The sequence below is a fragment of the Streptomyces cylindrosporus genome, assembly GCF_022698165.1.
GTDB classification, from domain to species: domain Bacteria; phylum Actinomycetota; class Actinomycetes; order Streptomycetales; family Streptomycetaceae; genus Streptomyces; species Streptomyces cylindrosporus.
Map to the genome: position 1 here is coordinate 723,873 of NZ_JALDAY010000005.1, position 26,228 is coordinate 750,100.

The 26,228-nt window shown below is 71.2% G+C and carries 26 protein-coding genes; 15 read left to right on the forward strand and 11 right to left on the reverse strand.

What is annotated here, in order from left to right; translation table 11 throughout:
• Window positions 1–102 precede the first annotated feature (102 nt).
• From MQP27_RS19605 to cimA, 3 genes are all read left to right on the forward strand, one after another.
• The gene (locus MQP27_RS19605; protein ID WP_242766491.1) at window positions 103–1,386 is read left to right on the forward strand and encodes a TolB-like translocation protein; all 1,284 of its coding nucleotides are present in this window, start codon (window positions 103–105) and stop codon (window positions 1,384–1,386) included.
• Between the two features lie 13 nt (window positions 1,387–1,399).
• Window positions 1,400–2,704, forward strand: coding sequence for a TolB family protein (locus MQP27_RS19610; RefSeq protein ID WP_242766492.1), 1,305 nt, complete (start codon window positions 1,400–1,402; stop codon window positions 2,702–2,704).
• 314 nt (window positions 2,705–3,018) lie between these two features.
• Window positions 3,019–4,623, forward strand: a complete 1,605-nt coding sequence (cimA, locus tag MQP27_RS19615; RefSeq protein WP_242766493.1) for a citramalate synthase — start codon at window positions 3,019–3,021, stop codon at window positions 4,621–4,623.
• A gap of 22 nt (window positions 4,624–4,645) precedes the next feature.
• Here cimA and MQP27_RS19620 read toward each other — a convergent pair whose 3' ends face one another.
• From MQP27_RS19620 to MQP27_RS19630, 3 genes are read right to left on the reverse strand one after another with little or no spacing between them, the layout of a single operon-like run.
• On the reverse strand, window positions 4,646–5,113 hold the full coding sequence (locus MQP27_RS19620) for a hypothetical protein (RefSeq protein WP_242766494.1): 468 nt from the start codon (window positions 5,111–5,113) through the stop codon (window positions 4,646–4,648).
• 11 nt (window positions 5,114–5,124) lie between these two features.
• Window positions 5,125–5,610 (reverse strand): hypothetical protein, encoded by a 486-nt coding sequence (locus MQP27_RS19625; RefSeq protein ID WP_242766495.1) that lies wholly within the window; start codon window positions 5,608–5,610, stop codon window positions 5,125–5,127.
• Between the two features lie 35 nt (window positions 5,611–5,645).
• Entirely contained in the window at window positions 5,646–7,511 is a 1,866-nt protein-coding gene (locus MQP27_RS19630) for a ricin-type beta-trefoil lectin domain protein (protein ID WP_242766496.1), read from the reverse strand.
• A gap of 136 nt (window positions 7,512–7,647) precedes the next feature.
• Here MQP27_RS19630 and MQP27_RS19635 point away from each other — a divergent pair, with 136 nt between their 5' ends.
• Both MQP27_RS19635 and MQP27_RS19640 read left to right on the forward strand, forming a co-directional pair.
• Entirely contained in the window at window positions 7,648–10,656 is a 3,009-nt protein-coding gene (locus MQP27_RS19635) for a glycoside hydrolase family 3 protein (RefSeq protein ID WP_242766497.1), read from the forward strand.
• 53 nt (window positions 10,657–10,709) lie between these two features.
• Window positions 10,710–12,035 carry a hypothetical protein gene (locus MQP27_RS19640; RefSeq protein WP_242766498.1) on the forward strand — a complete coding sequence of 442 codons (1,326 nt, stop codon included), beginning with the start codon at window positions 10,710–10,712 and terminating at the stop codon, window positions 12,033–12,035.
• A gap of 25 nt (window positions 12,036–12,060) precedes the next feature.
• Here the strand turns inward: MQP27_RS19640 and MQP27_RS51395 are convergent, their stop codons facing one another.
• Both MQP27_RS51395 and MQP27_RS19650 read right to left on the reverse strand, forming a co-directional pair.
• Window positions 12,061–12,228 (reverse strand): hypothetical protein, encoded by a 168-nt coding sequence (locus tag MQP27_RS51395; RefSeq protein ID WP_308289951.1) that lies wholly within the window; start codon window positions 12,226–12,228, stop codon window positions 12,061–12,063.
• 127 nt (window positions 12,229–12,355) lie between these two features.
• Window positions 12,356–12,823, reverse strand: coding sequence for a MarR family winged helix-turn-helix transcriptional regulator (locus MQP27_RS19650; protein ID WP_242766499.1), 468 nt, complete (start codon window positions 12,821–12,823; stop codon window positions 12,356–12,358).
• Between the two features lie 62 nt (window positions 12,824–12,885).
• On the opposite strand from MQP27_RS19650, the gene MQP27_RS51400 reads away from it, so the two are divergent.
• A complete protein-coding gene (locus MQP27_RS51400) occupies window positions 12,886–13,920 on the forward strand; it encodes an FUSC family protein (RefSeq protein WP_242766500.1) in 1,035 nt (344 codons plus the stop codon).
• A 62-nt stretch (window positions 13,921–13,982) separates the two neighbouring features.
• Complete coding sequence (locus MQP27_RS19660; protein ID WP_242766501.1) at window positions 13,983–14,543, forward strand: hypothetical protein; 561 nt, start codon at window positions 13,983–13,985, stop codon at window positions 14,541–14,543.
• 6 nt (window positions 14,544–14,549) lie between these two features.
• Here MQP27_RS19660 and MQP27_RS19665 read toward each other — a convergent pair whose 3' ends face one another.
• Window positions 14,550–15,221, reverse strand: coding sequence for a response regulator (locus MQP27_RS19665; RefSeq protein ID WP_242766502.1), 672 nt, complete (start codon window positions 15,219–15,221; stop codon window positions 14,550–14,552).
• On the reverse strand, window positions 15,218–16,375 hold the full coding sequence (locus MQP27_RS19670; protein WP_242766503.1) for a sensor histidine kinase: 1,158 nt from the start codon (window positions 16,373–16,375) through the stop codon (window positions 15,218–15,220). Before MQP27_RS19670 ends, MQP27_RS19665 begins: the two co-directional genes overlap by 4 nt.
• A gap of 102 nt (window positions 16,376–16,477) precedes the next feature.
• Between MQP27_RS19670 and MQP27_RS19675 the strand changes: the two genes are divergently transcribed.
• From MQP27_RS19675 to MQP27_RS19685, 3 genes are read left to right on the forward strand one after another with little or no spacing between them, the layout of a single operon-like run.
• A complete protein-coding gene (locus tag MQP27_RS19675; RefSeq protein WP_242766504.1) occupies window positions 16,478–17,422 on the forward strand; it encodes an ABC transporter ATP-binding protein in 945 nt (314 codons plus the stop codon).
• Window positions 17,419–18,963: an ABC transporter permease subunit gene (locus MQP27_RS19680; RefSeq protein WP_242766505.1), complete on the forward strand. Its 1,545-nt coding sequence runs from the start codon at window positions 17,419–17,421 to the stop codon at window positions 18,961–18,963. The genes MQP27_RS19675 and MQP27_RS19680 overlap by 4 nt, the downstream gene beginning before the upstream one ends.
• Window positions 18,960–19,703, forward strand: a complete 744-nt coding sequence (locus MQP27_RS19685; protein WP_242766506.1) for an ABC transporter permease — start codon at window positions 18,960–18,962, stop codon at window positions 19,701–19,703. Before MQP27_RS19680 ends, MQP27_RS19685 begins: the two co-directional genes overlap by 4 nt.
• On the opposite strand, the gene MQP27_RS19690 is transcribed toward MQP27_RS19685, so the two are convergent.
• A complete protein-coding gene (locus tag MQP27_RS19690) occupies window positions 19,684–19,872 on the reverse strand; it encodes a DUF397 domain-containing protein (RefSeq protein WP_242766507.1) in 189 nt (62 codons plus the stop codon). The two genes, MQP27_RS19685 and MQP27_RS19690, sit on opposite strands and share 20 nt — an antisense overlap.
• A complete protein-coding gene (locus MQP27_RS19695) occupies window positions 19,869–20,690 on the reverse strand; it encodes a helix-turn-helix domain-containing protein (protein WP_242766508.1) in 822 nt (273 codons plus the stop codon). Before MQP27_RS19695 ends, MQP27_RS19690 begins: the two co-directional genes overlap by 4 nt.
• Window positions 20,691–20,802: 112 nt before the next feature.
• Here MQP27_RS19695 and MQP27_RS19700 point away from each other — a divergent pair, with 112 nt between their 5' ends.
• Genes MQP27_RS19700 through MQP27_RS19710 form a run of 3 tightly spaced genes read left to right on the forward strand, consistent with a single transcriptional unit; the run spans window position 20,803 to window position 22,116 of the window.
• Complete coding sequence (locus tag MQP27_RS19700) at window positions 20,803–21,216, forward strand: ATP-binding protein (RefSeq protein ID WP_242766509.1); 414 nt, start codon at window positions 20,803–20,805, stop codon at window positions 21,214–21,216.
• Window positions 21,213–21,470 (forward strand): hypothetical protein, encoded by a 258-nt coding sequence (locus MQP27_RS19705; protein WP_242766510.1) that lies wholly within the window; start codon window positions 21,213–21,215, stop codon window positions 21,468–21,470. Before MQP27_RS19700 ends, MQP27_RS19705 begins: the two co-directional genes overlap by 4 nt.
• 49 nt (window positions 21,471–21,519) lie before the next feature.
• Window positions 21,520–22,116: a YdeI/OmpD-associated family protein gene (locus MQP27_RS19710; protein WP_242766511.1), complete on the forward strand. Its 597-nt coding sequence runs from the start codon at window positions 21,520–21,522 to the stop codon at window positions 22,114–22,116.
• On the opposite strand, the gene MQP27_RS19715 is transcribed toward MQP27_RS19710, so the two are convergent.
• Together MQP27_RS19715 and MQP27_RS19720 are read right to left on the reverse strand one after the other, a co-directional pair.
• A complete protein-coding gene (locus tag MQP27_RS19715) occupies window positions 22,073–22,711 on the reverse strand; it encodes a hypothetical protein (RefSeq protein WP_242766512.1) in 639 nt (212 codons plus the stop codon). The genes MQP27_RS19710 and MQP27_RS19715 overlap by 44 nt on opposite strands.
• Before the next feature lie 117 nt (window positions 22,712–22,828).
• Window positions 22,829–23,383, reverse strand: coding sequence for a YceI family protein (locus MQP27_RS19720; protein WP_242766513.1), 555 nt, complete (start codon window positions 23,381–23,383; stop codon window positions 22,829–22,831).
• A gap of 164 nt (window positions 23,384–23,547) precedes the next feature.
• Here MQP27_RS19720 and MQP27_RS19725 point away from each other — a divergent pair, with 164 nt between their 5' ends.
• Window positions 23,548–25,863 carry a polysaccharide lyase 8 family protein gene (locus MQP27_RS19725; RefSeq protein ID WP_242766514.1) on the forward strand — a complete coding sequence of 772 codons (2,316 nt, stop codon included), beginning with the start codon at window positions 23,548–23,550 and terminating at the stop codon, window positions 25,861–25,863.
• A gap of 154 nt (window positions 25,864–26,017) precedes the next feature.
• Window positions 26,018–26,228, forward strand: a 211-nt coding sequence (locus tag MQP27_RS19730; protein WP_278196224.1) for a carboxyl transferase domain-containing protein, incomplete at its 3' end; no start/stop codon positions are given.

Here is a 26,228-nt window from a genome sequence, read left to right on the forward strand (position 1 = left end):
CAATTCGGGGGATTGACCCTGTGTCGAACGGTGCGCTTGTCTCGAAGGAGCCCTCGGCGCGGGGCCGGGGGACAAGCGTCAACGGGGAACGCAGGGGGAATCGTGCTCAAAGCCATGCGTGGGGTGTCCGTCGTGGCGGTCGCGGGGGCGGTCGTCGCACTGACGGCGGCCTCGGCGACACCGGCGCCGCAGCCGGGGCGGACCGAGCGGGTCACGCTGTCGGCCACGGGGGAGCAGGGGAACGAGAACGCGTACGGGCCCGAGCTCAGCGCCGACGGGCGGTTCGCGGCCTTCACCGCGTACGCGTCCAACCTCGTACCGGGCGACACCAACGGCAGCTCCGACGTCTTCGTGCGCGACCTGCGCAAGGGGACCGTCGAGCGGGTCAGTGTCGCGTCGGACGGCACCCAGGCCGCCGGCGGCGAGTCGGACCTGCGGGGCATCAGCGCCGACGGACGGTACGTGCTGTTCAGCTCCAACGCCCGCAACCTCGTCCACTGGGACAACCCGCCCACCAATGAAGCGGCCCAGGACATCTACCTGCACGACCGCCGCACCGGCAGCACCCAGCGGATCAGCGTCGCCCTCGACGGCGGCTCCGCCTTCACGGCCGCCGCCGTCATGTCACCGAACGCCCGCTTCATCGCCTTCAACGCCAAGGCCGACCGGATGGAGCAGAACCCCGGCGACCTCTTCGGCGCGGTGTACGTCCTCGACCGCCGCACCGGCGCCGTGCAGCGCGTCAGCAACCGCGACCAGCTCACCAACCCGGCGCTGCTGCAGAGCATGAGCGCCGACGGCCGCTACGTCTCGTACACACAGCTCGTGCCGCGCAGCGCGAACGGCGTCAGCTGGGTGCACGACCGCCGCACCGGCACCGAGGAACGCGTCAACGTCAAGGCGGACGGCACCCCGGCGGACCATGCCGCGGACACCGGCTCGCTCTCCGCGGACGGCCGCACCATCGCCTTCCAGTACTGGGGCGACGACCTGGTCCCGGGCGAGACCCCCGACGGCCAGGCTCACCTCTACGTCCGTGACCTGCGCACCGACGTCACCCGGCGCGTCGACCCCGGGCCCGCCGGTGAGCGGCTGCCCGGCTACCCGAGGCTCAGCCCGGACGGACGGTACCTGGCGTACCAGGCCGAACCCCCGCTGGCGGACGGGCGGTTCGGGCCGGCCAACGTCTACCTCCGCGACCTGCGCACCGGCTCCACCCGCCTGGTCAGCGAGTCCGCCGCCGGCGGCCCCGTCACGGACGAGTCGGTGGCGGTGTACTCGGTGAGCACGGGCGCCCGCCGCATCGGGCTGGGCAGTTACTCCGCCCAGTTCGTCGCGGGCGACACCAACGGTCATTACGACGGCTTCGTCCGCCGCACGCACTGACAGGGGGACTTCCATGCAACTCACGCAACACACAGCCATGTTGAGCGCCGTCGCCCTGGTGGCCGCGCTCTCGGCGACCGCCGTCCCGGCCGCCGCCCACACCGACGCGGCGCCGCCCCGGACCTCCCGGGCGAGCACCGGCACCGGCGGGCAGCAGGCCGACGGCGCCTCCTCCGCCCCGGCGATCAGCGCCGACGGCCGTTACGTCACCTTCGTCTCGTCCGCCGACAACCTTGTCAAGGGCGACCGCAACGGCGTCGCCGACGTCTTCGTCAAGGACCTGCGCACCGGCCGCACCGAGCGCGTCGCCACGGGCCCGGCCCAGGACCCGCGGCTCAGCGCCGACGGCCGCTATGTCGTGCTCGCCACCAAGTCCGCCCTGGCCCGCGACGACGACAACGGCCTCGACGACATCTACCTCGTCGACCGCAGAACCCACCGCACCCAGCGCATCAGCCACGGCCACGCCGCCACCACCCCGACCTTCGCGCTCAACTACGAGCCCACCATCAGCGCGAACGGCCGCTACGTCGCCTACAGCACCGCCGCCCCGGACGCCGCACCCGGCGACACCAACGGCCGCGACGACGTGATCGTGCACGACCGCAGGACCGGCAAGGACGAGCTGGTCGCCTACGCCACCGACGGCACCCTCGGCGACAGCGACTCGTTCCTGACCTCGCTGAGCGCCGACGGCCGCTACGTCGCCTTCACCACCGCCGCCCAGCTGGACCCCTCGCACGACTGGACCCACGCCACCAACGTGTACGTCCGCGACCGCGTCACCGGCACCACCGAACAGGTCAGCATCCCGACCGGGTTCGTCTACAAGAACAGTTCCTGGGGGCCGTCCATCAGCGCCGACGCCCGCTATGTCGCCTTCTCCTCGAACGTGAACAACCTGGTGCCGGGCGACACCAACAAGACCAGCGACACCTTCGTCTTCGACCGGCGGCTCAAGACCACACAGCGGGTCAGCACCGCCGCCGACGGCACCCAGTCCGACGGGCCGAGCGCCGGCGTCAGCCTGACCGCCGACGGCAGCAGGGTCGCCTTCGTCTCGTCCGCCGACAACCTCGTCCCGGGCGACACCAACGGCGTGGCCGACGTCTTCCTCAAGGACCTGCGCACCGGCGCCGTCGAGCGGATCAGCCTCGCGGCCGACGGCACCCAGTCCGACGGCCCCGCCGACGCCGTGTCCCTGGGCGCCGACGCCCGCGCCGCCTTCTCCGCCACGGCCACGAACCTCGTCCCGGGCGACACGAACGGCGTCGCCGACATCTTCGTACGACGGCCGGAGGCGAAGCGCGCGCACTGAGCCCCCGGGTTCGCATTCTGAGACGAGGGTTCGCGCGGGGGCGGGTTGTGCCAGACTGCCCCCGTGCTCTCGTTCGCCATGATTATTGGCAGCAGGCGCGCCGGTCCGCAGTGACCGCCACGTACGACCAGGTACGGGCGGACACCGTCGTCCTCGACCCGCGCGCAGACCTCTCGCACCCGCGAGGGGTTTTTCGCTTTTCTGGCCCACCTTCAGCCGGAGGCAAAGCGCGAGGGATCATTGAGGGCGGTGGAGCCGGTCATTCCGGTAACGACCGTGATCCGACGGGATCCAACAGCAGGAGCCTTGACACCATGACCGAAACCAGCGAGCTCGACGATTCGTTCCACGTCTTCGACACCACCCTGCGCGACGGCGCGCAGCGTGAGGGCATCAACCTCACCGTCGCCGACAAGCTCGCGATCGCACGGCACCTGGACGACTTCGGCGTGGGCTTCATCGAGGGCGGCTGGCCCGGCGCCAACCCGCGGGACACCGAGTTCTTCGCCCGCGCCCGGCAGGAGATCGACTTCAAGCACGCCCAGCTCGTCGCCTTCGGCGCCACCCGCCGCGCGAACGCCAAGGCGAGCGAGGACCCGCAGGTCAAGGCGCTCCTGGACTCGGGCGCCGAGGTGATCACGCTGGTCGCCAAGTCCCACGACCGGCATGTCGAGCTCGCCCTGCGCACCACGCTGGACGAGAACCTGGAGATGGTCCGCGACACCGTCTCCTACCTGCGCGAGCAGGGCCGCCGCGTCTTCGTCGACTGCGAGCACTTCTTCGACGGCTACCGCGCCAACCCCGAGTACGCGAAGTCCGTCGTACGGGCCGCGTCGGAAGCCGGCGCCTCCGTCGTCATCCTCTGCGACACCAACGGCGGCATGCTGCCCGCCCAGGTCCAGGCCGTCGTCTCCACCGTGCTCGCCGACACCGGCGCCCGCCTCGGCATCCACACCCAGGACGACACCGGCTGCGCGGTCGCCAACACCCTCGCCGCCGTCGACGCGGGCGCCACCCACGTCCAGTGCACGGCCAACGGCTACGGCGAGCGCGTCGGCAACGCCAACCTCTTCCCGGTCGTCGCCGCCCTGGAACTCAAGTACGGCAAGAAGGTCCTGCCCGAGGGCGCGCTGCGCGAGATGACCCGTATCTCGCACGCCATCGCCGAGGTGGTGAACCTCACGCCGTCCACCCACCAGCCGTACGTCGGTGTCTCGGCCTTCGCCCACAAGGCCGGCCTGCACGCCTCCGCGATCAAGGTCGACCCGGACCTGTACCAGCACATCGACCCCGAGCGGGTCGGCAACACCATGCGGATGCTGGTCTCCGACATGGCCGGCCGCGCCTCCGTCGAGCTCAAGGGCAAGGAGCTCGGCGTCGACCTCGGCGGCGACCGCGAGCTGGTGGGCCGGGTCGTCGAGCGGGTCAAGGAGCGCGAGCTCAAGGGCTACACGTACGAGGCCGCCGACGCCTCCTTCGAGCTGCTGCTGCGCGGCGAGGTCGAGGGCAAGCCGCTGAAGTACTTCCAGGTCGAGTCCTGGCGGGCCATCGTCGAGGACCGCCCCGACGGCACCCACGCCAACGAGGCCACGGTCAAGCTGTGGGCCAAGAGCGAGCGCATCGTCGCCACCGCCGAGGGCAACGGCCCGGTCAACGCGCTCGACCGTGCCCTGCGCGTCGCCCTGGAGAAGATCTACCCCCAGCTCGCCAAGCTCGACCTGGTCGACTACAAGGTGCGCATCCTGGAGGGCGTCCACGGTACCCAGTCCACGACCCGGGTCCTGATCTCCACGTCCGACGGCTCGGGCGAGTGGTCCACGGTCGGCGTAGCGGACAACGTCATCGCCGCGTCCTGGCAGGCCCTGGAGGATGCGTACACATACGGCCTGCTGCGGGCCGGGGTGGAGCCCGCGCAGTAACCGGGCCCGTTCCAGGCCCGGTTCAGCAGGAGTCCTCGGCGAGCCTCTCGAACTCGCCGAGGCTCATGGCCCGGTCGTCGGCCCAGACCTGGCCGGGCCTCAGTCTCGCCAGATCCTCGGCCGTGAACGTCACGACCCCGGTGTACTCGTAGTTGTACTCGGCCTTCCCGAAGGCGAGTACATAGGTGTACGACGACACCAGCCGCTGCTTGCCGACCGCTTCGGCGTGCCAGGCGGCCGGCGGCGAGAACAGCGGGAACTCGGCGTCGGCACCGTGCCGCTTGCCGGGCACCTTCCAGCCGGACAGGTTCCGGTCGTCGCCGTCCGGCGCCCCGGAGAGCGACAGCCCCTGGATCAGATCGTCCCCACACGGCCGCAGCAATGCCTCCGGCGCCCCCGAGCCGTCCAGCCGCACCGCAGCCAACGGCAGATCGACGGCCCCACACCCGCTGAGCAGCAGTGCACCGGCGACGACCCCTACCAGGGCCACCGCCACCCGCCTCAGCACTTGTCACTCACGAGGTCGTCGAAGCCGTCCCGGCTCATCGCCCGGCCGTCGGCCCAGACCTGGCCGGGCTGGAGGCCGGCCAGGTCCTCGGACGTGAAGGTGAGCGAGACGTTGTACGCGTCCCAGCCCCGGCCGCCGGAGATGTCCAAGTAGTAGCGGGCCCCGGTCGACAGGCGCTGGGGACCGTACGTGCTGACTCCGAGGGAGCCGGGAGGGGAGAAGAGGGGGAAGGACGTCCTGCCGACGCGGGCGTCGGTCGTCTGGGACCACGAGGTGCCCGGGTCCGCGCCCGCCTCCCCGGCGCCGCTGAACAGGTGCAGCGGACCGATCCGGTCGTCCCCGCACGGCCGGACGATCGCCACCGGCTCCCCGTCCTCGCCCAACGACACGGCGGCGAGCGGCAGTTCGGCCGGGCTGCAGCCGCCGAGCAGCAGTCCCCCTACCGCCATGCCCACCGCCGTGACTCCCCTACGGCTCATGCCCCGCCCCCCTCAAGGGCGGGACACGACCCGCCCTACTGCAGCCGCCACTTCTGGTTGGCCGCCCCCGTGCACGACCAGATCTGCGCCCGTGCCCCGTTCGCCGAGGAGTTGTCGGTGACGTCGAGGCACTTGTTCGCCGCCGTGTTCACGACATCACCGGTGGCGGCGTTGTACGACCACCGTTGTGCACCGGTCCCGTTGCAGTCGTACAACTGCACCTTCGCCCCGTCGGCCGTCGACGCCGACGTCACGTCGAGGCACTTGCCGAGCGCCTTGACGGAACCGTCCGCCTGGACCGTCCACTGCTGGGCGGCCGAGCCGTTGCAGTCGTAGAGCTGCACCGCCGTGCCGTTCGCGCTCGAACCGCCCGCCACGTCAAGGCACTTGCCGGCCAGTCCGACGAAGGACCCTGTCTGGCCACCCCCGCCGGACTGCGTCCCCGACCAGGTGAAGGTCGCCGACGTCTTGCCGGGCAGGGAGTAAGTCGCGTGCTGCGAGCCCCAGTTGATGGTTACCGTTGTCGCGCTGGAGTTGCCGTTGTAGGCGATCAGCGCCTTCGAGCCGTCCGGGTTGCGCCAGGCCACGTTCGGCACGGCGGAGGACGCGGTGGAGGCGATGCGCTGCGCTCCCGGCCGTACGAACTTCGTCAGGTGGCCCATCGTGTAGTACTCGACCGTGTAGTCGACGGTCCCGCTCGCGCCGTCGCCGTTGTGCACGGTGATCAGGCCCGTGCAGGTGCCGCAACCCCCGTTGTGCGGGCCCATGTTCTGGTCCACGGCAAGCGACCACTTGGTGACCGACTTCGCCCAGTTCCTCGTGTAGTCGACGATGTTGAGCATGTCCTCCCGCTGCTGGTCGGCGATCCACGTCCCGCCCGAGTGCTCGGTGCCGAACGCGTCCAGCGACGGGTACTGGTTGTGCACGGACGTCTGCTTGGAGACGTCACCGCCGTACCCGTGCCAGGCGATCCCGCCGAAGTTGGGGTGGTTGCGGATCGCCGGGTCGTCGACCGAGGCGGCCGCGTAGGAGTCGTACACGTCCCAGTTCCAGTCGTGGGCGAGGACCTTGGTCGACAGGCCCGCCGACTGGAGCTTCGGCAGCAGTTCGTTCTTCAGGAAGTACTGGATCCCGCTCGCGTTCCAGCTCATCGACGGATAGCCGGAGCAGCAGGTCGGCTCGTTCTGCGGAGTCACGTACGAGACGTTGACGCCCTGGTCCTTGTACGCCTGGAGGTACTTCACGAAGTACGAGGCGTACGCCCCGTAGTCCTCCGACTTCAGCCAGCCGCCGTTGAGCGAGCCGCTGTCCTTCATCCAGGCCGGCGCCGTCCATGGCGAGGCCATGACAGTCAGAGAGGGGTTGAGCTGGAGGGCCTGCTTGGTCAGCGGCACGACGTCCGCGAGGTCGTGCGCGATGGAGAAGCTGTTCAGGTTCGGGTCCGTCTGCCCGGCCGGCACGTCGTCGTACGTGTACCCGTACCGCGCCAGGTCCGACGCGCCCATCGGATTGCGCAGGAACGACAGCCCGATCCCGTCCGTCGGCGAGAACAGCTTGCGCATGGTCGCGTCCCGGGTCGCCTGCGATAGCGCCCCGCTGCTGTTCATCAGCCAGGCCGCGGTGTCCGTGAAGGACGCGCCGCCGCCGGTGAAGGTCTGGTACCGGGTGTTCTCGTCGACGGTGATGTTCTCGCCGCCGCCCCCGGTGCCGGACTGGAAGGCGAACGGTGTCTGTGCCTGGAGGCCGCGCGTGACATGGCGTCCGGCGGAGTCGTCGGTGGTGGTGAGCCAGGCCGTGACCTGCTCGCCGGCCGCGTGCGCGGGGGTGGTGGCCGCGGTGAGGCCGGCCGTGGAGAGGAGTCCGGCCAGCAGCAGCCGGACCGTGCGGGGGGTTCTCCTCATGCTGTGTCGCCCTTCCCGAAATGTCTGACGTGGCGTCTTGACGGGTCTGTGGGCCGTTAGTTAACTCACGGCGTGATCTAAGTCCTGAGTGAACCAGAGAGTCGAGGGATGGTCCATGCCAAGGGAAAGATGGTCTGTGCCAAGAACCGCTCTGCTCGTCACCGCGGCCCTCCTGGCCGCCGCACTGCCGCTGTCCTCGGCGCACGCCGCCGACGACCCGGCCCCGACCCCCGTAGACCGCTTCGAGGGCGAGGTCCCCTTCGCCTCCCAGCCCGCCGAGGGCATCTTCACCTGGGGCGGTGACAGCGACGACCCGCCCGCGCTCCAGCTGGCCGCCCGCACCGACGCCCCCGAGGGCGAGAAGGTCCTCGCCGGCACCTACGACATCAGCGGCTACGGCGGCTTCACCCACGACTTCGCCGCGACCGAGCCCGCCCACGACTGGTCCGCCCACAAGGGCATCCGCTTCTGGTGGGACGGCCAGAACAACGGCAAGAAGACCGCCTTCGAGATCAAGGACGGCGGCGCGAACGGCGAGGCCTCGGAGCTCTGGACGACCTCCTTCACCGACGACTTCACCGGCTGGAAGCAGATCGAGATCCCCTTCACCGACTTCGCCTACCGCACCGACTACCAGCCCGTCGGCGGCATCGACCATGTCCTCGGCCTCACCCAGATGTGGGGGTACGCCGTCACGCTCCCGGTCGGCGTGCACGGGCAGTTCGCCATGGACGACGTCGAGCTGTACGGCAAGGCCGACCAGTCGCTGCGCGCCTCCGTCACCACCGACGCGGCCGTGTACCCGGTCGAGGAGGGCGGTACGGCGAAGGTGAAGCTCACCGTCGCCACCACCGGCTCCACACCGCTCGACGATCCGGTGACGGTCACCTACCGGAGCGAGGGCGGCACCGCCGACCCCGGCAAGGACTACACCCCGGTCTCCGGCACCCTCACCTTCCCGGCGGGCACGGCGTCCGGCGCCTCCCGGACCGTCCAGGTGCCGACCCTGCGCGACAAGTCCGCCGAAGCCGCCGAGACGATCCCGCTCAAGCTCACGGTCACCGGCGCCAAGGCCCCCGCCGAGACACCCCAGGTCGTCATCGACGCGCACGGACTGCCGTATCTGGACGCCAAGTTGCCCGTGAAGAAGCGCGTCGCCGATCTCCTCTCCCGGATGTCCCTCGCGGAGAAGGCCGGCCAGATGACCCAGGCCGAGCGCGGGGCGGTCGGCGAGGGGGCCGACGTCACGGCCTACGGCCTCGGCTCGCTCCTCTCCGGCGGCGGCTCGACACCCACGCCCAACACCGCCGAGGCCTGGGCGAAGATGATCGACGGCTTCCAACTCCGGGCGCAGGCGACGCGCTTCCAGATCCCGCTGATCTACGGCGTCGACGCCGTCCACGGCCACAACAACCTGGTCGGCGCCACGATCATGCCCCACAACATCGGCATCGGCGCGACCCGCGACCCCCAACTCGCCCAGAAAACAGGCGCGGTGACGGCCAGTGAGGTCCGCTCCACCGGCGTCCCCTGGGTCTTCGCCCCCTGCCTCTGCGTGACCCGTGACGAGCGCTGGGGCCGCTCCTACGAGTCCTTCGGCGAGGACCCGGCCCTGGTCAAGGGCATGGAGACCATCATCCAGGGCCTCCAAGGCCGGGCAGACGGACGGGACTTGAAGGACGACGACAAGGTCCTCGCCACCGCCAAGCACTTCGTCGGCGACGGCGGCACCGAGTACGGCTCGTCCACGACCGGCACGTACACCATCGACCAGGGCGTCACCAAGGTCACCCGGCAGCAGCTGGAGGCGGTCCACCTCGCGCCGTACCAGACCGCCGTCGACCGCGGCATCGGGACGGTCATGCCCTCCTACTCCTCGCTCGACATCCTCGGCGACGGACAGGGCCCGGTGAAGATGCACGCCCGCGCCGACATGATCAACGGCGTGCTCAAGGGCCGTATGGGCTTCGACGGCTTCGTGATCAGCGACTGGAACGCCATCGACCAACTCCCCGGCGACTACAAGGCCCATGTGGACACGTCCGTCAACGCGGGCGTCGACATGATGATGGTGCCGTACTCCTACAAGGAATTCACCGCGACGCTCGTCGACGAGGTGAAGGCCGGGCGCGTCAGCGAGAAGCGGATCGACGACGCCGTGTCGCGCATCCTCACGCAGAAGTTCCGGCTCGGCCTCTTCGAGAAGCCGTACGCCGACACGAGCGGGGCGGGGCAGATCGGTTCCGCCGCACACCGGGCCGTCGCCCGGCAGGCGGCGGCCGAGTCGCAGGTGCTGCTCAAGAACAGCGGCGGGGTGCTCCCGCTGAACAAGAACCAGAAGGTGTACGTCGCCGGGTCCAACGCCGACGACCTCGGCAACCAGACCGGCGGCTGGACCGTCACCTGGCAGGGCGCGTCCGGCACCCACACCCAGGGCACGACCATCCTCGCCGGGATGCGCAAGGACGGGGACGTCACCTACTCCAAGGACGCCTCCGCGCCCACGACCGGCTACGACGTCGGCGTGGTCGTCGTCGGCGAGACCCCGTACGCCGAGGGCGTCGGAGACGTCGGCAACGGACACGACCTCCAGCTCTCCGCGGCCGACAAGGCGGCCGTCGACAAGGTGTGCGCGGCCATGAAGTGCGCGGTGCTGATCGTCTCCGGACGGCCGCAGCTCATCGGCGACCGGCTCGGCGACATCGACGCGCTGGTGGCGTCCTGGCTGCCCGGCACGGAGGGCGACGGCGTCGCCGACGTCCTCTACGGCAAGCGGCCCTTCACCGGCCAACTCCCGGTCACCTGGCCCAAGTCCGAGGCCCAGCTGCCGATCAACGTCGGCGACACGGCGTACGACCCGCAGTTCCCGTACGGCTGGGGCCTGACCACGCTGACCAAGGTCCCCGGAGGCGGCCTGACCACCCTGAAGGCGCTCGGCGTCGCGGCCACGGCGGCCCAGCGGGCGGGGGCCGATCAGGCGGGGCGTGCCCTCGTCACCAAGGCCCGGCTGATCGTCCAGCAGCAGACGGGCGACGGCATCACGGCGGCGTTCGCGAAGCCCTTCGCCGACGCGGACCACCTCTCGCTCACCGGACGGTACGGAGCGGCGGTGGCCGAGCTGATCTCGGCGTACCGGGCAAGCTGAGCGCGCAGCCTGCACTCATGTCCGATTGCTTCCCCTTCGGGTAGTTTCGAGGTATGAAGCTCCTGGCGCCGGTGCTCGCCGTCCTGGCCATCCTGCTGGCCCTGGCGGCGGGCACCCCGCCCGCCTCCGCCGCGACCGGCGTCTCCACGATCGCCGAGTCCCTCCGCAAGGGTCCGGTGTACGTCGACCCGGCCGCGCGGTTCTCGCGGTCCGACGCGGACGCCCTGGCCAAGAAGATCAAGGACGCCGACAAGCCCGTGTTCGTCGTGGTCCTCCCGGCGGGCTATCCCACCGCGAACCTCTTCACGAACCTGCGGACGGCCACCGGCATCACCGGCCTCTACGCCATCCGCCTCGGCGACCGCTTCGACGCCCGCGCCGACTCCTCCGTCCTGCCCCGCACGGCCGTGCGGAACCTGGTCGGCAGCGTCCAGGGCGAGAAGGACGCGAACACCCAGCTCACCGACTTCACGGACCGTGCCGTCGCCAACATGGGCGGGTCGGCGCCGTCGAGCTGGGGGTCCTCGGGCGGCGGCGGTGGCGTGTCGTCCACCGCGCTGATCACCGTGGGCGCGGTGCTGGTCGCCGGTGGCGGGGGAGCGTACGCGCTCGTATGGCGGGGCAGGCGCCGCCGGGCCGAGGAGCAGGCCGCCGCACTGGACCGGCTCCGGGTCGTCGTCGACGAGGACATCACGGCCTTCGGCGAGGAGCTGGACCGCCTGGACTTCCACCCCGCTGAGGCGGGCGCCGACGACGCGATGCGCGCGGACTACGAACGCGCGCTGGACGCCTACGAACAGGCGAAGTCGTACATGGCGTCCGCGACGAAACCGGAGGACGTCCGCGCGGTCACCCAGTCCCTGGAGGACGGCCGCTTCTCGCTCGCCCAGCTCGCCGCCCGCCGCGAGGGCCGCCCGCTGCCCGAACGCCGGCCGCCCTGCTTCTTCGACCCCCGCCACGGCCCGTCCGTCGCCGACGCCACCTGGACACCGCCCGGCGGCGCCCCGCGCGAGGTCCCGGTCTGCGCGGCCGACGCGACCCGCCTCGCCGACGGCCGCGACCCGGTCGTCCGCGAGGTCGACACCGACGCCGGCCGCCGCCCGTACTGGGACGCGGGCCCCGCCTACGGCCCCTGGGCGGGCGGCTACTTCGGCGGCGGCCTCCTCCCCGGCCTCCTGGTCGGCACCCTCCTGGGCAGCCTGATGTCCACCCCGGCCTACGCCTCCGACTACGGCTCGGGCTACGGCGACTTCGGCGGAGGCTACGAGGGCGGCGACGTATCAGGCGCGGACTTCACCCCGGACGACTTCACCGGCGGCTTCGGAGACGGCGGCGGAGGAGACTTCGGCGGCGGCGGGGACTTCGGCGGAGGCTTCTGAAGCGCCCCCATCCAGCCGCCACCGCTCACACCGGGGACTCCCCGCCCCACCGCTCGACGTGCTTCAGGAGCAGTTCGATCCCGAGCTGGTGGCCGTACTGCCGCGCAACGTCCAGGGGACTGTTCCCCTTGGGGTCACGCAATCGGGGATCGGCGCCGAAGGCCAGCAGAATCGCAGTCAGGTGCACGGTCAACGGTTCGCCTGACTGCAACGCCCCGTCAGCCGAGCGAGAGCCACGGCGTCCTCGTGCTCGACCGCGTAGTGCGCCGGCGTCCAACTCCATGTCATGTCGTGGGCCACCGTGCCATCCAACCACCCACTCACCGACCGCCTTCTCCGGCCGCTCCCTGGTCCACGTCCACATCCACGTCCGCATCCGCCAGTCGCTCCATCACCCCCGCCGCCAGCTCCAGCACCCCCCGCTCGGTCGGGCTGAGTGATGCCAGGGCTCCCGACAGCCAGGCGTCCCGCTCCGCCATGTCCCGTACCAGTGCCCGGCGTGCCTCCTCCGTCAGGGACAGGACCGACTGGCGCCGGTCCGTCGTGCTGGGGGAGCGCAGGATCAGGCCCTCCGCCTCCAGTTCGGCGAAGACCCGCGTCAGGGACTGCGGACGCTGCCGCTCGGCCGTCGCGACCTCGCCGGGCGTGGACGGGCCGTTGCGGTGCAGGTGGCCGAGGACCGAGAGCTGGGTGGGGCTGAGCGCTCCGGTGCCGCGTTCGTGCCGCAGCCGACGGTTGAGCCGGACGATGGCGTGCCGGAGGCGGGCGGCTTCGGGGAGGTGGTTCATGGTGGAGATCGTACGCGAATACTTACTATCCGGGTTGCGGCTACCCCCGTAATATGAGGCCCGTGCCCGCCAAACTAATACGCAACGCGTACGAAGCGGCCCTCACCATGTCCGCCGTGCTGCTCTGCTGGGCCGCCGCCCTCCTCCTCGAAGGCGCGGCCCGGCTGCACACCGACGTCCTCGTCCTCGCCGTCGCCCTGACCCTCACCCTCTCCGCCTCCCAGCGCACCGCCGACACCCGCCGCCGGCTCACCGCACTCGTCGTGCTGCCCGCCACCGCCGGCGTCTCGATCTTCCTCGGGCGGCTGATCGCCTCCCACTACGCGATCGGCGCCGCGGTCTACACCGCCGGGATGGCCTTCGCCATCTGGATCCGCCGTTACGGCCCCGAAGCCACCAAGGCCGGCACCCTGCTGGCCCTCCCGCTCGTCGCCCTGCTCGTCGTCCCCGGCCCCGCACTGCCGGCGGAGGCGCAGAGCGGGCTGGTCACCTGGTTCTGGTCGGCATTGGTCGGAGCGATCGCGTGCGCGTGCGTGTGGCTGGTGCAGTGGACGGGGGACCGGTACGGGCCCTGGCGCGCGGACCCGGCTCCCGAGCAGCCACGCCGCCGCTCCCGCCTCCACCCCCGCCCCAGCACCCGTATGGCCCTCCAGATGGCCGCCGGCCTCGCCGCTGCCTTCGCCGTCGGCCACCTCCTCTTCGACGACCACTGGCCATGGGTCGTGCTCACCGCGTACGTCGCCGCGAGCGGCAACCGCGGCCGGACCGACGTACTGAAGAAGGGCATCGAGCGCCTCGCCGGCGCCACCCTCGGCACCCTGCTCGCGACCGGTGTCGCGGCCGTCGGCGTCACCGGACACGCCTCCGTGGCGCTGATGTTCGCCGTGCTGGCCGTGGCCCTGTGGCTGCGCCCCCTCAACTACGCCTACTGGGCGGCCGGCATGACCTGCGCCCTCTCCCTCCTCCTCGGCTACTTCGGCCAGGACGCCCAGCACCTGCTCCCCACCCGCCTCGAAGGGATCGCGGTCGGCGCCGTGCTGTCGGTCGCGGCGGCGTGGTGGCTGCTGCCGGTGCCCCGGAGGCGTACGGCCAAGTGATGGCCGAAAAGAGGCCGATCGACCGATGTCCATCGGCCGCTCCGGGCTCCTACGCTCTCGTCATGGTGAGTCCACCCGAGGGGGACGACCGGAACACCGTGGAGATCCTCGACACCGAGCGACCCCTGTTCCGGGAGCGCTGGCGGGCGCTGTCCCGCCGCGGCCGCGTCCTCGTCACCGCCTCGGCCTGCGCGATCGTCCTCACCGGAGCCCTCGGCTACGTCGTCGCCACCCGCCCGCCACCGCCTCCGCCCGACCCGGTCGCCGCCACCAGCATCCGGATCACCGACGTCCACATCCCCGACGGCACCTCGGACTTCGACGTCACGCTCCGCGCGGCGGCCACCTCCCCGGTCACCTTCGTGGGGACGAGCGAGGGTTACGGCAACCTCGTCCTGTACGTCAGCCCCGTCCCCGGCACCTTCCTGACGGCCGGCGAGGCGGCCACCCTGCACGCCCGCGCCATCGTCTGCACCTGCCACAGCCCGCTCCCGCCCCGCGGCACACCCCTGCTGTTCGTGACCCTGCGCAACGACCGCGGCCAGGGCCGGGCCCAAGTCGTCCCCACCGCCGCCCAGTTCGACAGCATCGGGCGCGCGGTGCGCCAGGCCTGCGCGAACTGACGCGCCTCAGCCGCCGGTCCGGGGCACGACGAGTCCGCTCTCGTACGCCATCACGACCGCCTGGGTACGGTCCCGCAGCCCCAGCTTGGACAGGATGCGGCTGACGTGCGTCTTCACGGTCTGCTCGCCGACGTGCAGGCGCTGCGCCAGCTCCGGGTTGGACAGGCCCTGCGCGAGCAGGCGCAGGACGTCCGTCTCGCGAGGGGTGAGGGCGTCGAGCGTGCCCCGGGCGGGGGCCTTGGGGCGGATCCGGGCGAACTCGGCGATCAGCCGCCGGGTGATCGCGGGCGCGAGCAGCGCCTCACCGGCGGCGACCACCCGGACCGCCTCGAAGAGCCGTTCCGCGGTCACGTCCTTGAGCAGGAACCCGCTGGCCCCGGCGGCGAGGGCGTCGTACACGTGCTCGTCCAGGTCGAAGGTGGTGAGCACGAGGACGCGCGGCGCGTCGGGGACGGCGTGGAGGCGCGCGGTGGCCTCGATCCCGTCCATGACCGGCATGCGTACGTCCATGAGGACGACGTCGGGATCCTGCTCGCGGCAGACCCGCACCGCCTCGGCGCCGTCGCGGGCGGTGCCGACGACGGTGAAGTCGGGCTGGGTGGCGAGGAGTCCGGCGTAACCGACCCGGACGATCTCGTGGTCGTCGGCGACGACGAGACGGATGCCGTCGCCGCTCACGCGAGGGCCTCCGCGTGGACCGGGAGGCGGGCCTCGACGAGGAAGCCGCCGCCGGGGGCGGGGCCGGTGCGCAGGGTGCCGCCGACGGTGGCCGCGCGTTCGCGCATGCCGAGCAGGCCGTGGCCGGGGGTGCCGGGGGCGGTCGGGCCGGGGCCGTTGTCGCGCACCCGCACCGCCAACTCGTCCTCGCCGTACTGGAGTTCCACGTCCACGGCCGCGCCCGGCGCGTGCCGGCGCGCGTTGGTCAGGGCTTCCTGGACGATCCGGTACGCGGTGACCTCGACGCCGGGATCCAGTGCGGCGACCGGTCCGCTGACGATCAGCCGCGTCGCCGACCCGGCCGCGTCCCGCGCCTCGTCCAGCAGCTCCAGCAACTGCCCGAGCCCCGGCTGCGGCCTGCGCTGCACGCCGGTGTCCGCGTCCTCGCGCAGCACGCCGAGCAGCCGGCGCATCTCGGTCAGCGCGGTGCGCGCGGTGTCGCCGATGGCCAGGAAACGGGCGGCGCCCTCCGGCGGCAGACCGGCCGTGGTCAGCCGGGCGTTCTCGGCCTGTACGGCGATCATCGAGATGTGATGCGCGACGACGTCGTGCAACTCCCGTGCGATACGCGCCCGTTCACCCCGGGCGGCATGTTCGAGGAGGGTGTCCGCGAAGGCCTGCTCGGTCGCGCTGTGGGCGAGGGCGGTGCTGCGCACGTGGTGGGTGACGCCGGTGGCCGCGGCGGCGGAGGCGAGGACGGCGAGCAGCACGGCGACGATCCGGGTGGCGTCGTGCTCCGCGAACAGGGCAACGAACACATACGGCACGACGAGCACCCCGGAGAGCAGGGGCCGCCCCGCCCGAGCCGACACATACACGCACACGAGCTGCGCACAGGCGGCCCCCAGGGTGAGCGCCTGAAACGGCACGAGTGCCAGCACGCAGGCCGCACTGACGGCCCCCGCGGCGACCCCGCGACTCCGCTCCCGCCCACCCCCGAGCACGAACACGAGCGGCAGGGTGGTGGCAAGGGCGAGCAGCAACACCACAGCCAGGCTGGAGCCGGGGTCCCCGCTCCGCAGCAGCCCTTCACCCACGGCGAGCAGGGCGAGGCCGGCGGAGACGCCGATCGGCGACCGGGCACTCCGCAGGACCGTCCATCTCTCCTCACCCACCCGGCCATTGTCCCCACCCCCCGACCCGCCCGGCGTCCCCCGCGCGAGGGACCTCCCCGGTGTGACGACACCCGCACCCCGCGCCCCCTAACGTCCCTCGACATGAGCGACGCAACCATCGAAGTGCTCGGTCTGCGCAAGCGGTTCGGCCGGACCCTCGCCGTGGACGACCTCTCCTTCACGGTCGAGCCCGGCACGGTCACCGGCTTCGTCGGCCCCAACGGCGCCGGCAAGTCCACCACCATGCGGGCCCTCCTCGGCCTGGACGCCCCCGACGAGGGCGAGGCGCTCATCGGCGGCCGCCCCTATCACGCCCTGCGCACCCCCCTCCTGGAGGTCGGCGCACTCCTGGACGCCGCCGCCCTGCACCCCGCCCGCCGCGGCCGGGACCACCTCCGCTGGCTGGCCCACTCCCACGGCCTGCCGGGGCGCCGCGTGAACGAGGTCCTCGACCAGGTCGGCATGGAGAGCGCCGCCCGCCGCAGGGCCGGCGGCTACTCCCTCGGCATGCGCCAACGCCTCGGCATAGCCGCCGCGTTGCTCGGCGACCCCCCGGTCCTCCTCCTCGACGAACCCGTCAACGGCCTGGACCCCGAGGGCATCCAGTGGATCCGCGGCCTCCTGCGCCACCTCGCGGCGGAAGGCCGGGCCATCCTCGTCTCCAGCCACCTCATGAGCGAACTGGAGGACACCGCCGACCACTTGGTGGTCATCGGCCGAGGAAGGCTCATCGCCGACACCGCCGTCGCCGACCTCCTCGCCGCGGCCTCCGGCGACCGCGTACGCCTGCGCACGGACGCCCGTACACAGGCGATGGAACTCCTCGCCCGCGAGGGCGCCACCGTCGCCGTGAGCGACCGCGACACCCTCACCGTCGACGGCCTCCCCACCCGCCGCATCGTGGAGCTGCTCAACGCCTCCGACATCGCCTTCACCGAAGTGGGCGCCCACCGCGCGACCTTGGAGGAGGCGTACATGGAACTCACCAGGAACGCCGTCGAGTTCACGTCCACGCCGAGCGCGGACAACGGCGAGGTGGCCCAGTGACCACGACACCGACCCGCAGCGGCACCCCGTACCGCTCCATGCTCCACCCCGCCCGCGCCAGTTTCGGCCGCCTCCTGCACGCCGAGTGGACCAAGTTCCGTACGGTCCGCGCCTGGACGCTCGTCCTGGCCGTCGCCGCCGTGGTCACCGTCCTCGTCTGCCTGCTCGGCGCGAACGGCTCCACCACCAGCGGCGGCGGCCACGACACCCTCGGCCCCGACGGCAAGGAGGTCGTGGACGTCTTCCGCTACACCCACCGCCCGCTCACCGGCGACGGCACGGTCACCGCCCGCGTCACCGGCCTGAAGAGCGCCGACGGCAGGACACTCGAACCCTGGGCGAAGGCCGGGCTGCTGGTGAAGCGGAACCTCACCCCAGGCTCCGCGTACGCGGCGGTCCTGGCCACCCCCGCCCACGGCGTCCGCGTGCAGTGGAACTACACCCACGACACCGCGGCCTCGGACACGGACGTCACCACCACCCCCCGCTGGCTCCGCCTCACCAGGACCGGCGACCACGTCACCGCGTACGAGTCGCCCGACGGCCGCACCTGGAAGAAGATCGAGGACGTACGGCTGCCGGGTCTCCCGAACACCGTCCAAGTCGGCCTGTTCGTGGGCACCCCGGCCCACGAGGACGTGCGACGCGCCTTCGGCGGCACCAGCGAGACATACGCCGGCGGCCAGGCCACCGGCACCTTCGACCACCTCGCCCTCCAGGGCACGTCCACCTCCGGCGACTGGGCCGGCACGGACATGGGCCCCGCCGCCCCGGACGGCCCGGTCGCCGAGAACGCCCCGCCCGCCGGCACCACGACCGTCTCCGCGTCCGGCACCTACACCCTCACCGGCCACGGCGACATCGCACCCGCCCAGGACGGCCCCGACACGGTCCAGATGAGCTTCCAGGGCGTCTTCTTCGCGGTCCTGTTCATGGTCGCCCTCGGCACCCTCTTCGTGACCGGCGAGTACAAACGGGGCCTGATCCGCACGACGTTCACGGCGACCCCGGCCCGCCTGAAGGTCCTCGCGGCGAAGACCGTGGTGATCACCGCCGTCACCTTCGTCACCGGCCTCGCGGCCGTCGCCGTCGGCTTCACCATCGCCCAGCACGCCCTGCGCGGCAACGGCTTCAAGCCCCCCGAGTTCCCCGACCTGTCCGTCCTCGACAGTCCGGCGCTGCGCGCGGTCGTCGGCAGCGCGATGCTGCTCTCCCTGGTCGCGGTCCTGGCCCTGGCCCTGGGCGTGGTCCTGCGCAACAGCGCGGGCACGATCGCCACGGTCGTCGTCCTCGTGATCCTCCCGCAGATCCTCTCCTTCGCCTTCCCGCTCCCGGCCGCCCAGTGGCTGCTACGGGTGACCCCGGCGGCGGCCTTCGCGGTCCAGCAGGGTGTGACGCGCTACCCGCAGGTGAAGTACAACTGCCTCCCGGAGAGCGGCTGTTACCCCCTGTCCCCGTGGAACGGCCTCGCCGTCCTGGCCGCCTACACGGCCGCGGCCCTCCTCCTGGCCGCCTGGAGCCTGCGCAGGAGGGACGCATGATCCGCTTCCTGCACGCGGAGTGGACCAAACTCCGTACCCTGCCCAGCACTTGGTGGCTGCTGGCCGCGACGGTCGTCCTCACGGTGGCCGTGGGCGCGGCAGCGGCCTCCTCCATCACCACCCAGGTCTGCCACTCCGCCCAGCCCTGCCAGGAGGACACGGTCAAACTGAGCCTCACGGGAGTCTGGCTCGGCCAGGCGACCTGTCTCGTCCTCGGCGTGCTCTCGATGGGCGCGGAGTACGGCACGGGCACGATCCGTACGACGCTCACGGCGATGCCGGCGCGCTGGCGCGTCCTGGCGGCGAAGGCGGCGGCCCTGGCGCTGCTGACGGCGGCGACGGGGGCGCTGGCGATCACGACCGCTCTGTGGACGGCGAAGCTGATCCTCCCCGTGCAGGGCCCGACCCTCCGCGCGACGACGGGCTCGATCCTGATCCTGACCCTGGTCGCCGTCCTCGGCCTGGCCCTCGCCACACTCCTGCGTGACACGGCGGGAGGCATCATCCTCGGCCTCGCCCTGCTCTACGTCGTCCCTCTGACGATCGACCTCATCCACTCACCCACCTGGCAACACCGCCTCCAACGCTGGACCCCGATGCCGGCGGCCCTCTCCATCCAGGCCACCCGAGACCTGAACCACCTGCCGATCGGCCCGTGGCCGGGACTGGGGGTACTGGCGGCCTATGCGGTGGGGCTGTTGGTGTTCGGAGGAGCGGTGTTCAGGTTGCGGGACGCGTGAGCGCGAGGAAGCGGTTCCAGGTGGCGGGGGTGACGGTGAGGACGGGGCCGTCGGTGGCCTTGGAGTCGCGGATGTGGATAGTGGTGAGGGTGGGCGCGACTTCGAGGCACTCGCCACCTTCGTTGCTGCTGTAGCTGGACTTGCGCCATGTCAGTGCTGCGGTGTTCATGACTCTCCAAGAAGTCTGTCCAGGAAGCGGGCACTCTCATCGGGAGAGAGGGCCTGCGACCGCAGCATTCCATACTTCAGCTGATAGACGCTTACCTCGTCGGGATCCTCGACCAGGAAGCTCGCTCGCTGCACCTCCAGGTAGACCGCGTGGTCGTGGTTCGGTGTCTCCAGCAGTGTCATGGGGCCCGCGAGCCCGGCGTGCGGCACGCGGCCCGTGGGCATGATCTGAAGCCCCATGTGGACGAGGTCGCCGTACTCGCGCAGCTTGCGGATCTGCTCGCGCATGATGGCACTCCCGCCAATGCCCGATCGCAGGATCGCCTCTTCCAGGATGAAGTGGCCGAACGGCGGTTGCTTGCGCAGCCAGATCTGCTGACGCTCCATCCGGGATGCCACCCACTGTTCGGCGGTCTCGTCCTCGAACAGGGGGAAGCGGTAGTCGAACGAAGCCCGGCAGTAGTCCTCGGTCTGCAATAGCCCGTGAACCATCTGTGTCTGGTACGAGAGGATGCTGACGGCCTCCTGCTCAATGTCGACGAGCCCCTGCGCGAATTGCGGCATCCGCTCCCGCACGGGCATCTTGGCCACCAGCACCGCCAACGCCCCACCCGTACCCAGCAGTTCATCAAACTGCTCGGCCCGATCCGGCTGGAGTGCGAGCCGCCCCTGCTCGATGGACCCCACCGCGTCCACGGACAGGTTGGCCACATCCGCGAACTGCTCCTGCGTAAGCCGCGCCTGCCTCCGATAGTGGGCCACGAGCGCCCCGACCGCCTGCCACGAACCGACCTTCTTGGTCCTCTTCGCCACGTGCATGCGAGTCCCTTTCCCCCGTGCGCACCCGAACCCCTCGTAGTGAACTCGTAGCAATCAGAACTACGACTTCACTCACTGACCCACTCTAGTCACGCACAGTGACACTTGCCTCATGAACCCGGAACCCCAACACCCCCACACCCGCGAGGCGTTCTACCGCCGGGACCGCAGATCAGTGCGCAGGGCGCGCGAGTTCACCCGCGAGACCCTGACGGCGTGGAACCTGGACGAACGCCTCGACGACGTACTCCTCTGCGTGAGCGAACTGACGACCAACGCGCTCCTCCACGCCGTACCCCCGGGCCGAGGCTTCCGCCTCCACCTGACCCTCCACCCCGACGGAGTCCTCCGCGCCGAGATCCACGACAGCGGCCCCGGCGAACTCCGCTTCGGCGACATGTCCCCGGACTCGGAACACGGCCGCGGCCTACTACTGGTCACGCTGCTGGCGGACAAGTGGGGGGTGGCGGAGCGGAACCCCGGCAAGACGGTCTGGTGCGAGTTCGCGGTGGATGGAAACCCGTGACTCGATCTCCCGCTCCCCGTTGGGGGAAACGTACTTCCGGCGACGCGCTGCTCGCGCTGGGGAAGGACCGCCCCCTCCCGGTCGTCATCGACGAGTTCCCCTCGTCGTCCATCCCCTCGACTTCCGGCAGGCTGGACCGAGGCATGGTCATCGACGTGGTCGTGCGGGGTGCCGCCGGTCAGGACAACGGCGTGCTGCTCTCCCTCGGCGAGGCCAAGTGGGACCAGGCCATGGGCGTGGCACACCTGGACTGACCTCGGATCCAGGACAGAAGCTGACCTACTTCCTCCCTACCGTTCCCCCATGACCTCCCACGACGCCCTGCAGGCGCAGCCTTTCCCCACCGCCCCCGACCTCGACGCCTGGCTCACCGCCCACCCCGCCCCGCACCCCGGCCTCTGGGTCAAGGTCGCCAAGAAGGGGTCCGGGATCGTGTCCGTCGGGTGGGGCGAGGTCAATGACGTCGCCCTCTGCCACGGCTGGATCACCGGGCAGCGCAAGGCACTTGACGCGTCGTACTACCTGCAGAAGATCACCCCGCGGAGGAGGGGGAGCGTCTGGTCGATGGTCAATGTGCGGCGCGTGGCCGAGTTGACCGAAGAGGGGCGGATGCGGCCCGCGGGGCTCGCCGAGGTGGCCGCCGCCCAGGCGGACGGGCGGTGGGCGGCCGCCTACGCCCCGCAGGCCGAAGCCGTCGTCCCGCCGGACCTCGCCGCCGCGCTGGAGCGCGACCCGCAGGCCGGCGCGGCATTCGACGCGCTCGGGCGGACCGGCCGGTACCAGGTGATCCACGGCCTGCTCACGGCCCGTACGGACAGAGGCAGGGCGGCCCGGTTGGCGGCCGCCCTCGCCCGGCTCAGTCGTCCAGCGTCTCCCGCGCGAACTTCAGCAGACCGCTGAAGTCGATCGCCCCGGGATCCCCGTGGTCGTTCTCGGGGACATGCGTGTGACCGCAGACCCCCTTGAAGGCGTTCCACTCGCGCCCGCTCATCCGCTGCCCGGCCTTGCTGCCGAAGGACTGCGGGTACGCCGGCCAGAGGGCCGGACCGCGCAGCGGCACGTCGTGCTCCTCGTGCATCCAGGCGAGGAACCGGGCGAGTTCGAGCAGGGCCCACGCGGGGGCCTCGGGCCAGAAGACGTGCGCCTTGCCCGCGTCCCGCCACTTCCTGTGGGTGTCGGGCGAGCAGGTGCCGACCAGTTCGGCCTGGCAGACGTTGAGGGTGTTCGTCTCCACGCCGCCGGAGAGGTTCCGCAGCGCACGCGAGGAGACGTCGATGTCGAAGTGCTGGTACCACTTCAGCTTGCGCGTGGTGAGGTCCGGCACCGCCGTCAGGTTGGGCGCGATGGCGCCGCCGTCGTAGTCGGGCAGCGTGCGGCCCTCGGTGGTGTGCAGGACGACGACGTTGACCTCCATCGAGTCGCCCGGGAAGCGTGTCTGGTACCAGTGGGTGCGGTCGGCGTGCGGATAGTGCTGTGGTCCTGACTTCTCGGTCATGTGTCCCCCTGGGTCTCAAGCCCTCACGGACATGACCGAGCGCCCGCCCTCCTGATACAGGGAACACCTGTTCAGGAACACCTGTGTAGGGGGCGGGCGCTCAGGCGTCGCGAGACGTCAGGCGTTCTTGATCGCCGAGATGTCGAAGTTCAGCTTGATCTTGTCGGAGACCAGCACGCCGCCCGTCTCCAGCGTCGCGTTCCAGGTCAGGCCCCAGTCGGAGCGCTTGATCTCCGCCTTGCCCTCGAAGCCCACGCGCTCGTTGCCGAACGGGTCCTTCGCGGCGCCGTTGAACTCCAGGTCGATGGTGACCGGGCGGGTCGTGCCGAGGATCTCCAGGTCACCGGTGATGCGGTAGTCCTCGTCGCCGAGGGCCTCCGCCTTGGTGGAGCGGAAGGTCATCGTCGGGAACTCGTCGATCTTGAAGAAGTCGGCGCTCTTCAGGTGGCCGTCACGGTCGGCGGACCCGGTGTCGATGCTCTCCATCTTGACGTCGATGGACGCGGTGGACGCGGACGGGTCGGCGCCGTCCAGGTGCAGCGTCCCGCTGAAGTCGAGGAATTTGCCCTTGACGTTCGTGACCATGGCGTGGCGGACGGTGAAGCCGATCGTGGAGTGGGCCGCGTCGATCGTGTAGTCGCCGGTCAGTGCGGTCAGGTCGGGGGTCGCCATCACGGGCTCCTTCGGAGTGAGGTGAGTGATGTTGAATGTTGAACTAATCAACGAGAACGACCGTAGACCTATTCCCTAGAAGTTTCAACATCATCCGGGAGTGTCGACGCGGTTACTGTGAGGTGGTAGATGCCCATGGCATGAACTCTCCTCGCAGAGCCCTCATGAGACCCACCCGCCGAGCAGTCCTCCTCGCCGCCGCCCTGCTCGCCGCGACGGCCCCCACCGCCCGCGCCGCCCGCGCCGCCGACCCCGACCCGTACGGCGTCCTCCGCCTGCGCTGGCTCGACCTCGCCCTCGGCACCGGCTACGACCCGACGGCGGAGCCGTACGCCTCCCGCCTCGCCCGCACCGGCGAACTCGCCCGAGCCGCACAGGCCACCATGGCCCCCACCCCCACCTCCCTCTGGCCCGGCTACCCCTACGACCCGCCCGCCGGCATCACCCAGAGCTACAGCCGCCTGTGGACCATGACCCAGGCCTACGCCCAGCAGGGCACCGGCCGCACCGGCGACCCGGCGCTCCTCGCGGACGTCCTCCGCGGCCTCGACCACCTCGCCGCCACCGTCTACAACCCCACCACCACGCGGTACGGCAACTGGTGGGAGTGGCAGATCGGCAGCCCGCGGCTGCTCATGGACATCACGGCCGTCCTGTACGGCCAACTCACCGACGCCCAGCGGGAATCCGCCTGCGCCGCCGTCGACCACTTCATCCCCGACGCCATGCTCACCGACTACTCCGGCACGTCCACCGGCGCCAACCGCGTCGACCTGTGCCGCTCCGTCGCCCTGCGCGGCATCCTCGGACGGACCCGGGAGAAGATCGCCCTCGCCCGCGACGCCCTCTCGCCCGTCTTCCCCTACGTCACCCAGGGGGACGGGCTCTACGCCGACGGCTCGTTCGTGCAGCACACCTGGGTCGCCTACTCGGGGACGTACGGACAGGTCATGCTCGACGGCCTCGGGCGCCTGTTCACCCTCCTGGCGGGGTCGCAGTGGGAGGTCACCGACCCCAACCGGCAGATCGTCCTCGACAGCGTCGAGCACGCCTACGCGCCCCTGATCCACGACGGGCTGGTGATGGACAGCGTCAACGGCCGTGCCATCAGCCGGGGTTACCTCAAGAGCGACGACCTCCACGTCATGCGCAGCGACCACTTCCACGGCCAGGGCGTCATCGCCGCGATCGCCCTGCTGGCCGGCGGCGCGAGCGCGGAGGAACGCGCGCGCTGGCAGTCGTACATGAAGGGCTGGATCGAACGGGACACCGTCACACCGATTCTGACGGCACCTCAGTTCGGGGTGGCGGACCTCGCGCGGCTGAAGGCGGTCGCCGACTCGCCCGTCCCGGCCGCCCCCGAACCGCTCGGCCACCGCCTCTTCCCGGCCATGGACCGCGCCGTCCACCGCGGCCCCGGCTTCACCGCGAACATCTCGATGTGCAGCGACCGCATCACGTACTACGAGTGCGGCAACGGCGAGAACCCGCGCGGCTGGCACACCGGCGCGGGAATGGTCCAGTGGTGGCCGTCCGGTCGCAGCGACCAGTACACGGACTGGTTCTGGCCGACCGTCGACTGGTACCGCCTTCCCGGTACGACGGTCTCCACCCGCCGCCTTCCCGACCGCGCGGGCGGCGAGTGGGGCGCCCCCAAGCCGGACGTCCGCTGGGTCGGCGGCACCACCGACGGCGAGTACGCGGCCGTCGGCCAGCACCTCAAGGGCCTCGGCTCGACCCTTCAGGCCCGCAAGTCCTGGTTCTGCACGGACGACGCCGTGATCTGCCTGGGCGCCGGCATCACCTGCACCGACGGCGTCCCGGTGGAGACGGTCGTCGACAACCGGAACCTGGGACAGGACGGGACGGCGGAGTTCGTACGGGGCAGGGGCTGGGCCCATCTGGAGGGCCACGGCGGCTGGCTGCTCCCGGCCGGCGGCGACCTGCGCACCCTGCGCGAGGACCGCACCGGCGCCTGGTCCGACATCAACACCACGAGCACGGCCGAGCGGGCCACGCGGCGCTGGCAGACCCTCTGGCTCGACCACGGCACCGACCCGGTCGACGCCACGTACGTCTATGTCCTGCTGCCCGGAGCGTCCCGCCGTACCGTCGCCGCCCGTGCCGCCGACCGGCACTGGCCGGCGGTCCTCGCCAATGACGCCGACTGCCAGGCCGTGCGCGTGCCCGCCCTCGGTCTCACGGCCGGCAACTTCTGGCGGCCCGGCAGTGCGGGGCAGCTCACCGTCTCGGCGCCCGCGAGCGTGCTCGTCCGGCGGCACGGCCGTACCGCTACCCTCTGCGTGAGCGAGCCGACCCGTACGGGTGAGCCGGTCGAGATCGGCTGGGACCGTCCCGTGCGCGGGGTCGTGCGGGCCGACGAGTCGGTCGAGGTGCTGGGTGTCGGACCGCGGCTGAGAGTCCGGGTTACCCCAGGCGTGTCATGTGCGACTCACCGATGTGAGGTGTCCCTCGGGTGACGCCTTTGTGTGACCCCGACAACCGGAAAGCCCTCTGAGCAGTCGGAAAGGCTGCATGCCGCCGAGGTTCTGTTCAGTGGTACCAGGAAAACGGGCCGGAGACTGTACGGAGTCGACGGCTCGCTTTCCTTGGTGGGCTTCGTAAGGTCGCTACATGACCGTTTTGGATGAGGCGCCGGGTGAGTCGACGGGCGAGCCGACGGACGCGCGCGGGCGAGTGGCCGAGCTGCACGAGATCCGTGCGCAGGCGCTGGCCGGCCCGAGTGAGAAGGCGACCGAGGCACAGCACGCCAAGGGCAAGCTGACCGCGCGTGAGCGCATCGAGCTGCTGTTGGACGCCGGCTCCTTCCAGGAGGTCGAGCAGC

Coding starts and splice junctions, on each gene's coding strand:
- MQP27_RS19610 (WP_242766492.1), top strand. CDS start 1,400: ATGCAACTCACGCAACACACAGCCATGTTGAGCGCCGTCGCCCTGGTG.
- cimA (WP_242766493.1), top strand. CDS start 3,019: ATGACCGAAACCAGCGAGCTCGACGATTCGTTCCACGTCTTCGACACC.
- MQP27_RS19625 (WP_242766495.1), bottom strand. CDS start 5,610: ATGAGCCGTAGGGGAGTCACGGCGGTGGGCATGGCGGTAGGGGGACTG.
- MQP27_RS19630 (WP_242766496.1), bottom strand. CDS start 7,511: ATGAGGAGAACCCCCCGCACGGTCCGGCTGCTGCTGGCCGGACTCCTC.
- MQP27_RS19640 (WP_242766498.1), top strand. CDS start 10,710: ATGAAGCTCCTGGCGCCGGTGCTCGCCGTCCTGGCCATCCTGCTGGCC.
- MQP27_RS19650 (WP_242766499.1), bottom strand. CDS start 12,823: ATGAACCACCTCCCCGAAGCCGCCCGCCTCCGGCACGCCATCGTCCGG.
- MQP27_RS19660 (WP_242766501.1), top strand. CDS start 13,983: ATGGTGAGTCCACCCGAGGGGGACGACCGGAACACCGTGGAGATCCTC.
- MQP27_RS19675 (WP_242766504.1), top strand. CDS start 16,478: ATGAGCGACGCAACCATCGAAGTGCTCGGTCTGCGCAAGCGGTTCGGC.
- MQP27_RS19685 (WP_242766506.1), top strand. CDS start 18,960: ATGATCCGCTTCCTGCACGCGGAGTGGACCAAACTCCGTACCCTGCCC.
- MQP27_RS19690 (WP_242766507.1), bottom strand. CDS start 19,872: ATGAACACCGCAGCACTGACATGGCGCAAGTCCAGCTACAGCAGCAAC.
- MQP27_RS19695 (WP_242766508.1), bottom strand. CDS start 20,690: ATGCACGTGGCGAAGAGGACCAAGAAGGTCGGTTCGTGGCAGGCGGTC.
- MQP27_RS19700 (WP_242766509.1), top strand. CDS start 20,803: ATGAACCCGGAACCCCAACACCCCCACACCCGCGAGGCGTTCTACCGC.
- MQP27_RS19710 (WP_242766511.1), top strand. CDS start 21,520: ATGACCTCCCACGACGCCCTGCAGGCGCAGCCTTTCCCCACCGCCCCC.
- MQP27_RS19715 (WP_242766512.1), bottom strand. CDS start 22,711: ATGACCGAGAAGTCAGGACCACAGCACTATCCGCACGCCGACCGCACC.
- MQP27_RS19720 (WP_242766513.1), bottom strand. CDS start 23,383: ATGGCGACCCCCGACCTGACCGCACTGACCGGCGACTACACGATCGAC.
- MQP27_RS19725 (WP_242766514.1), top strand. CDS start 23,548: ATGAGACCCACCCGCCGAGCAGTCCTCCTCGCCGCCGCCCTGCTCGCC.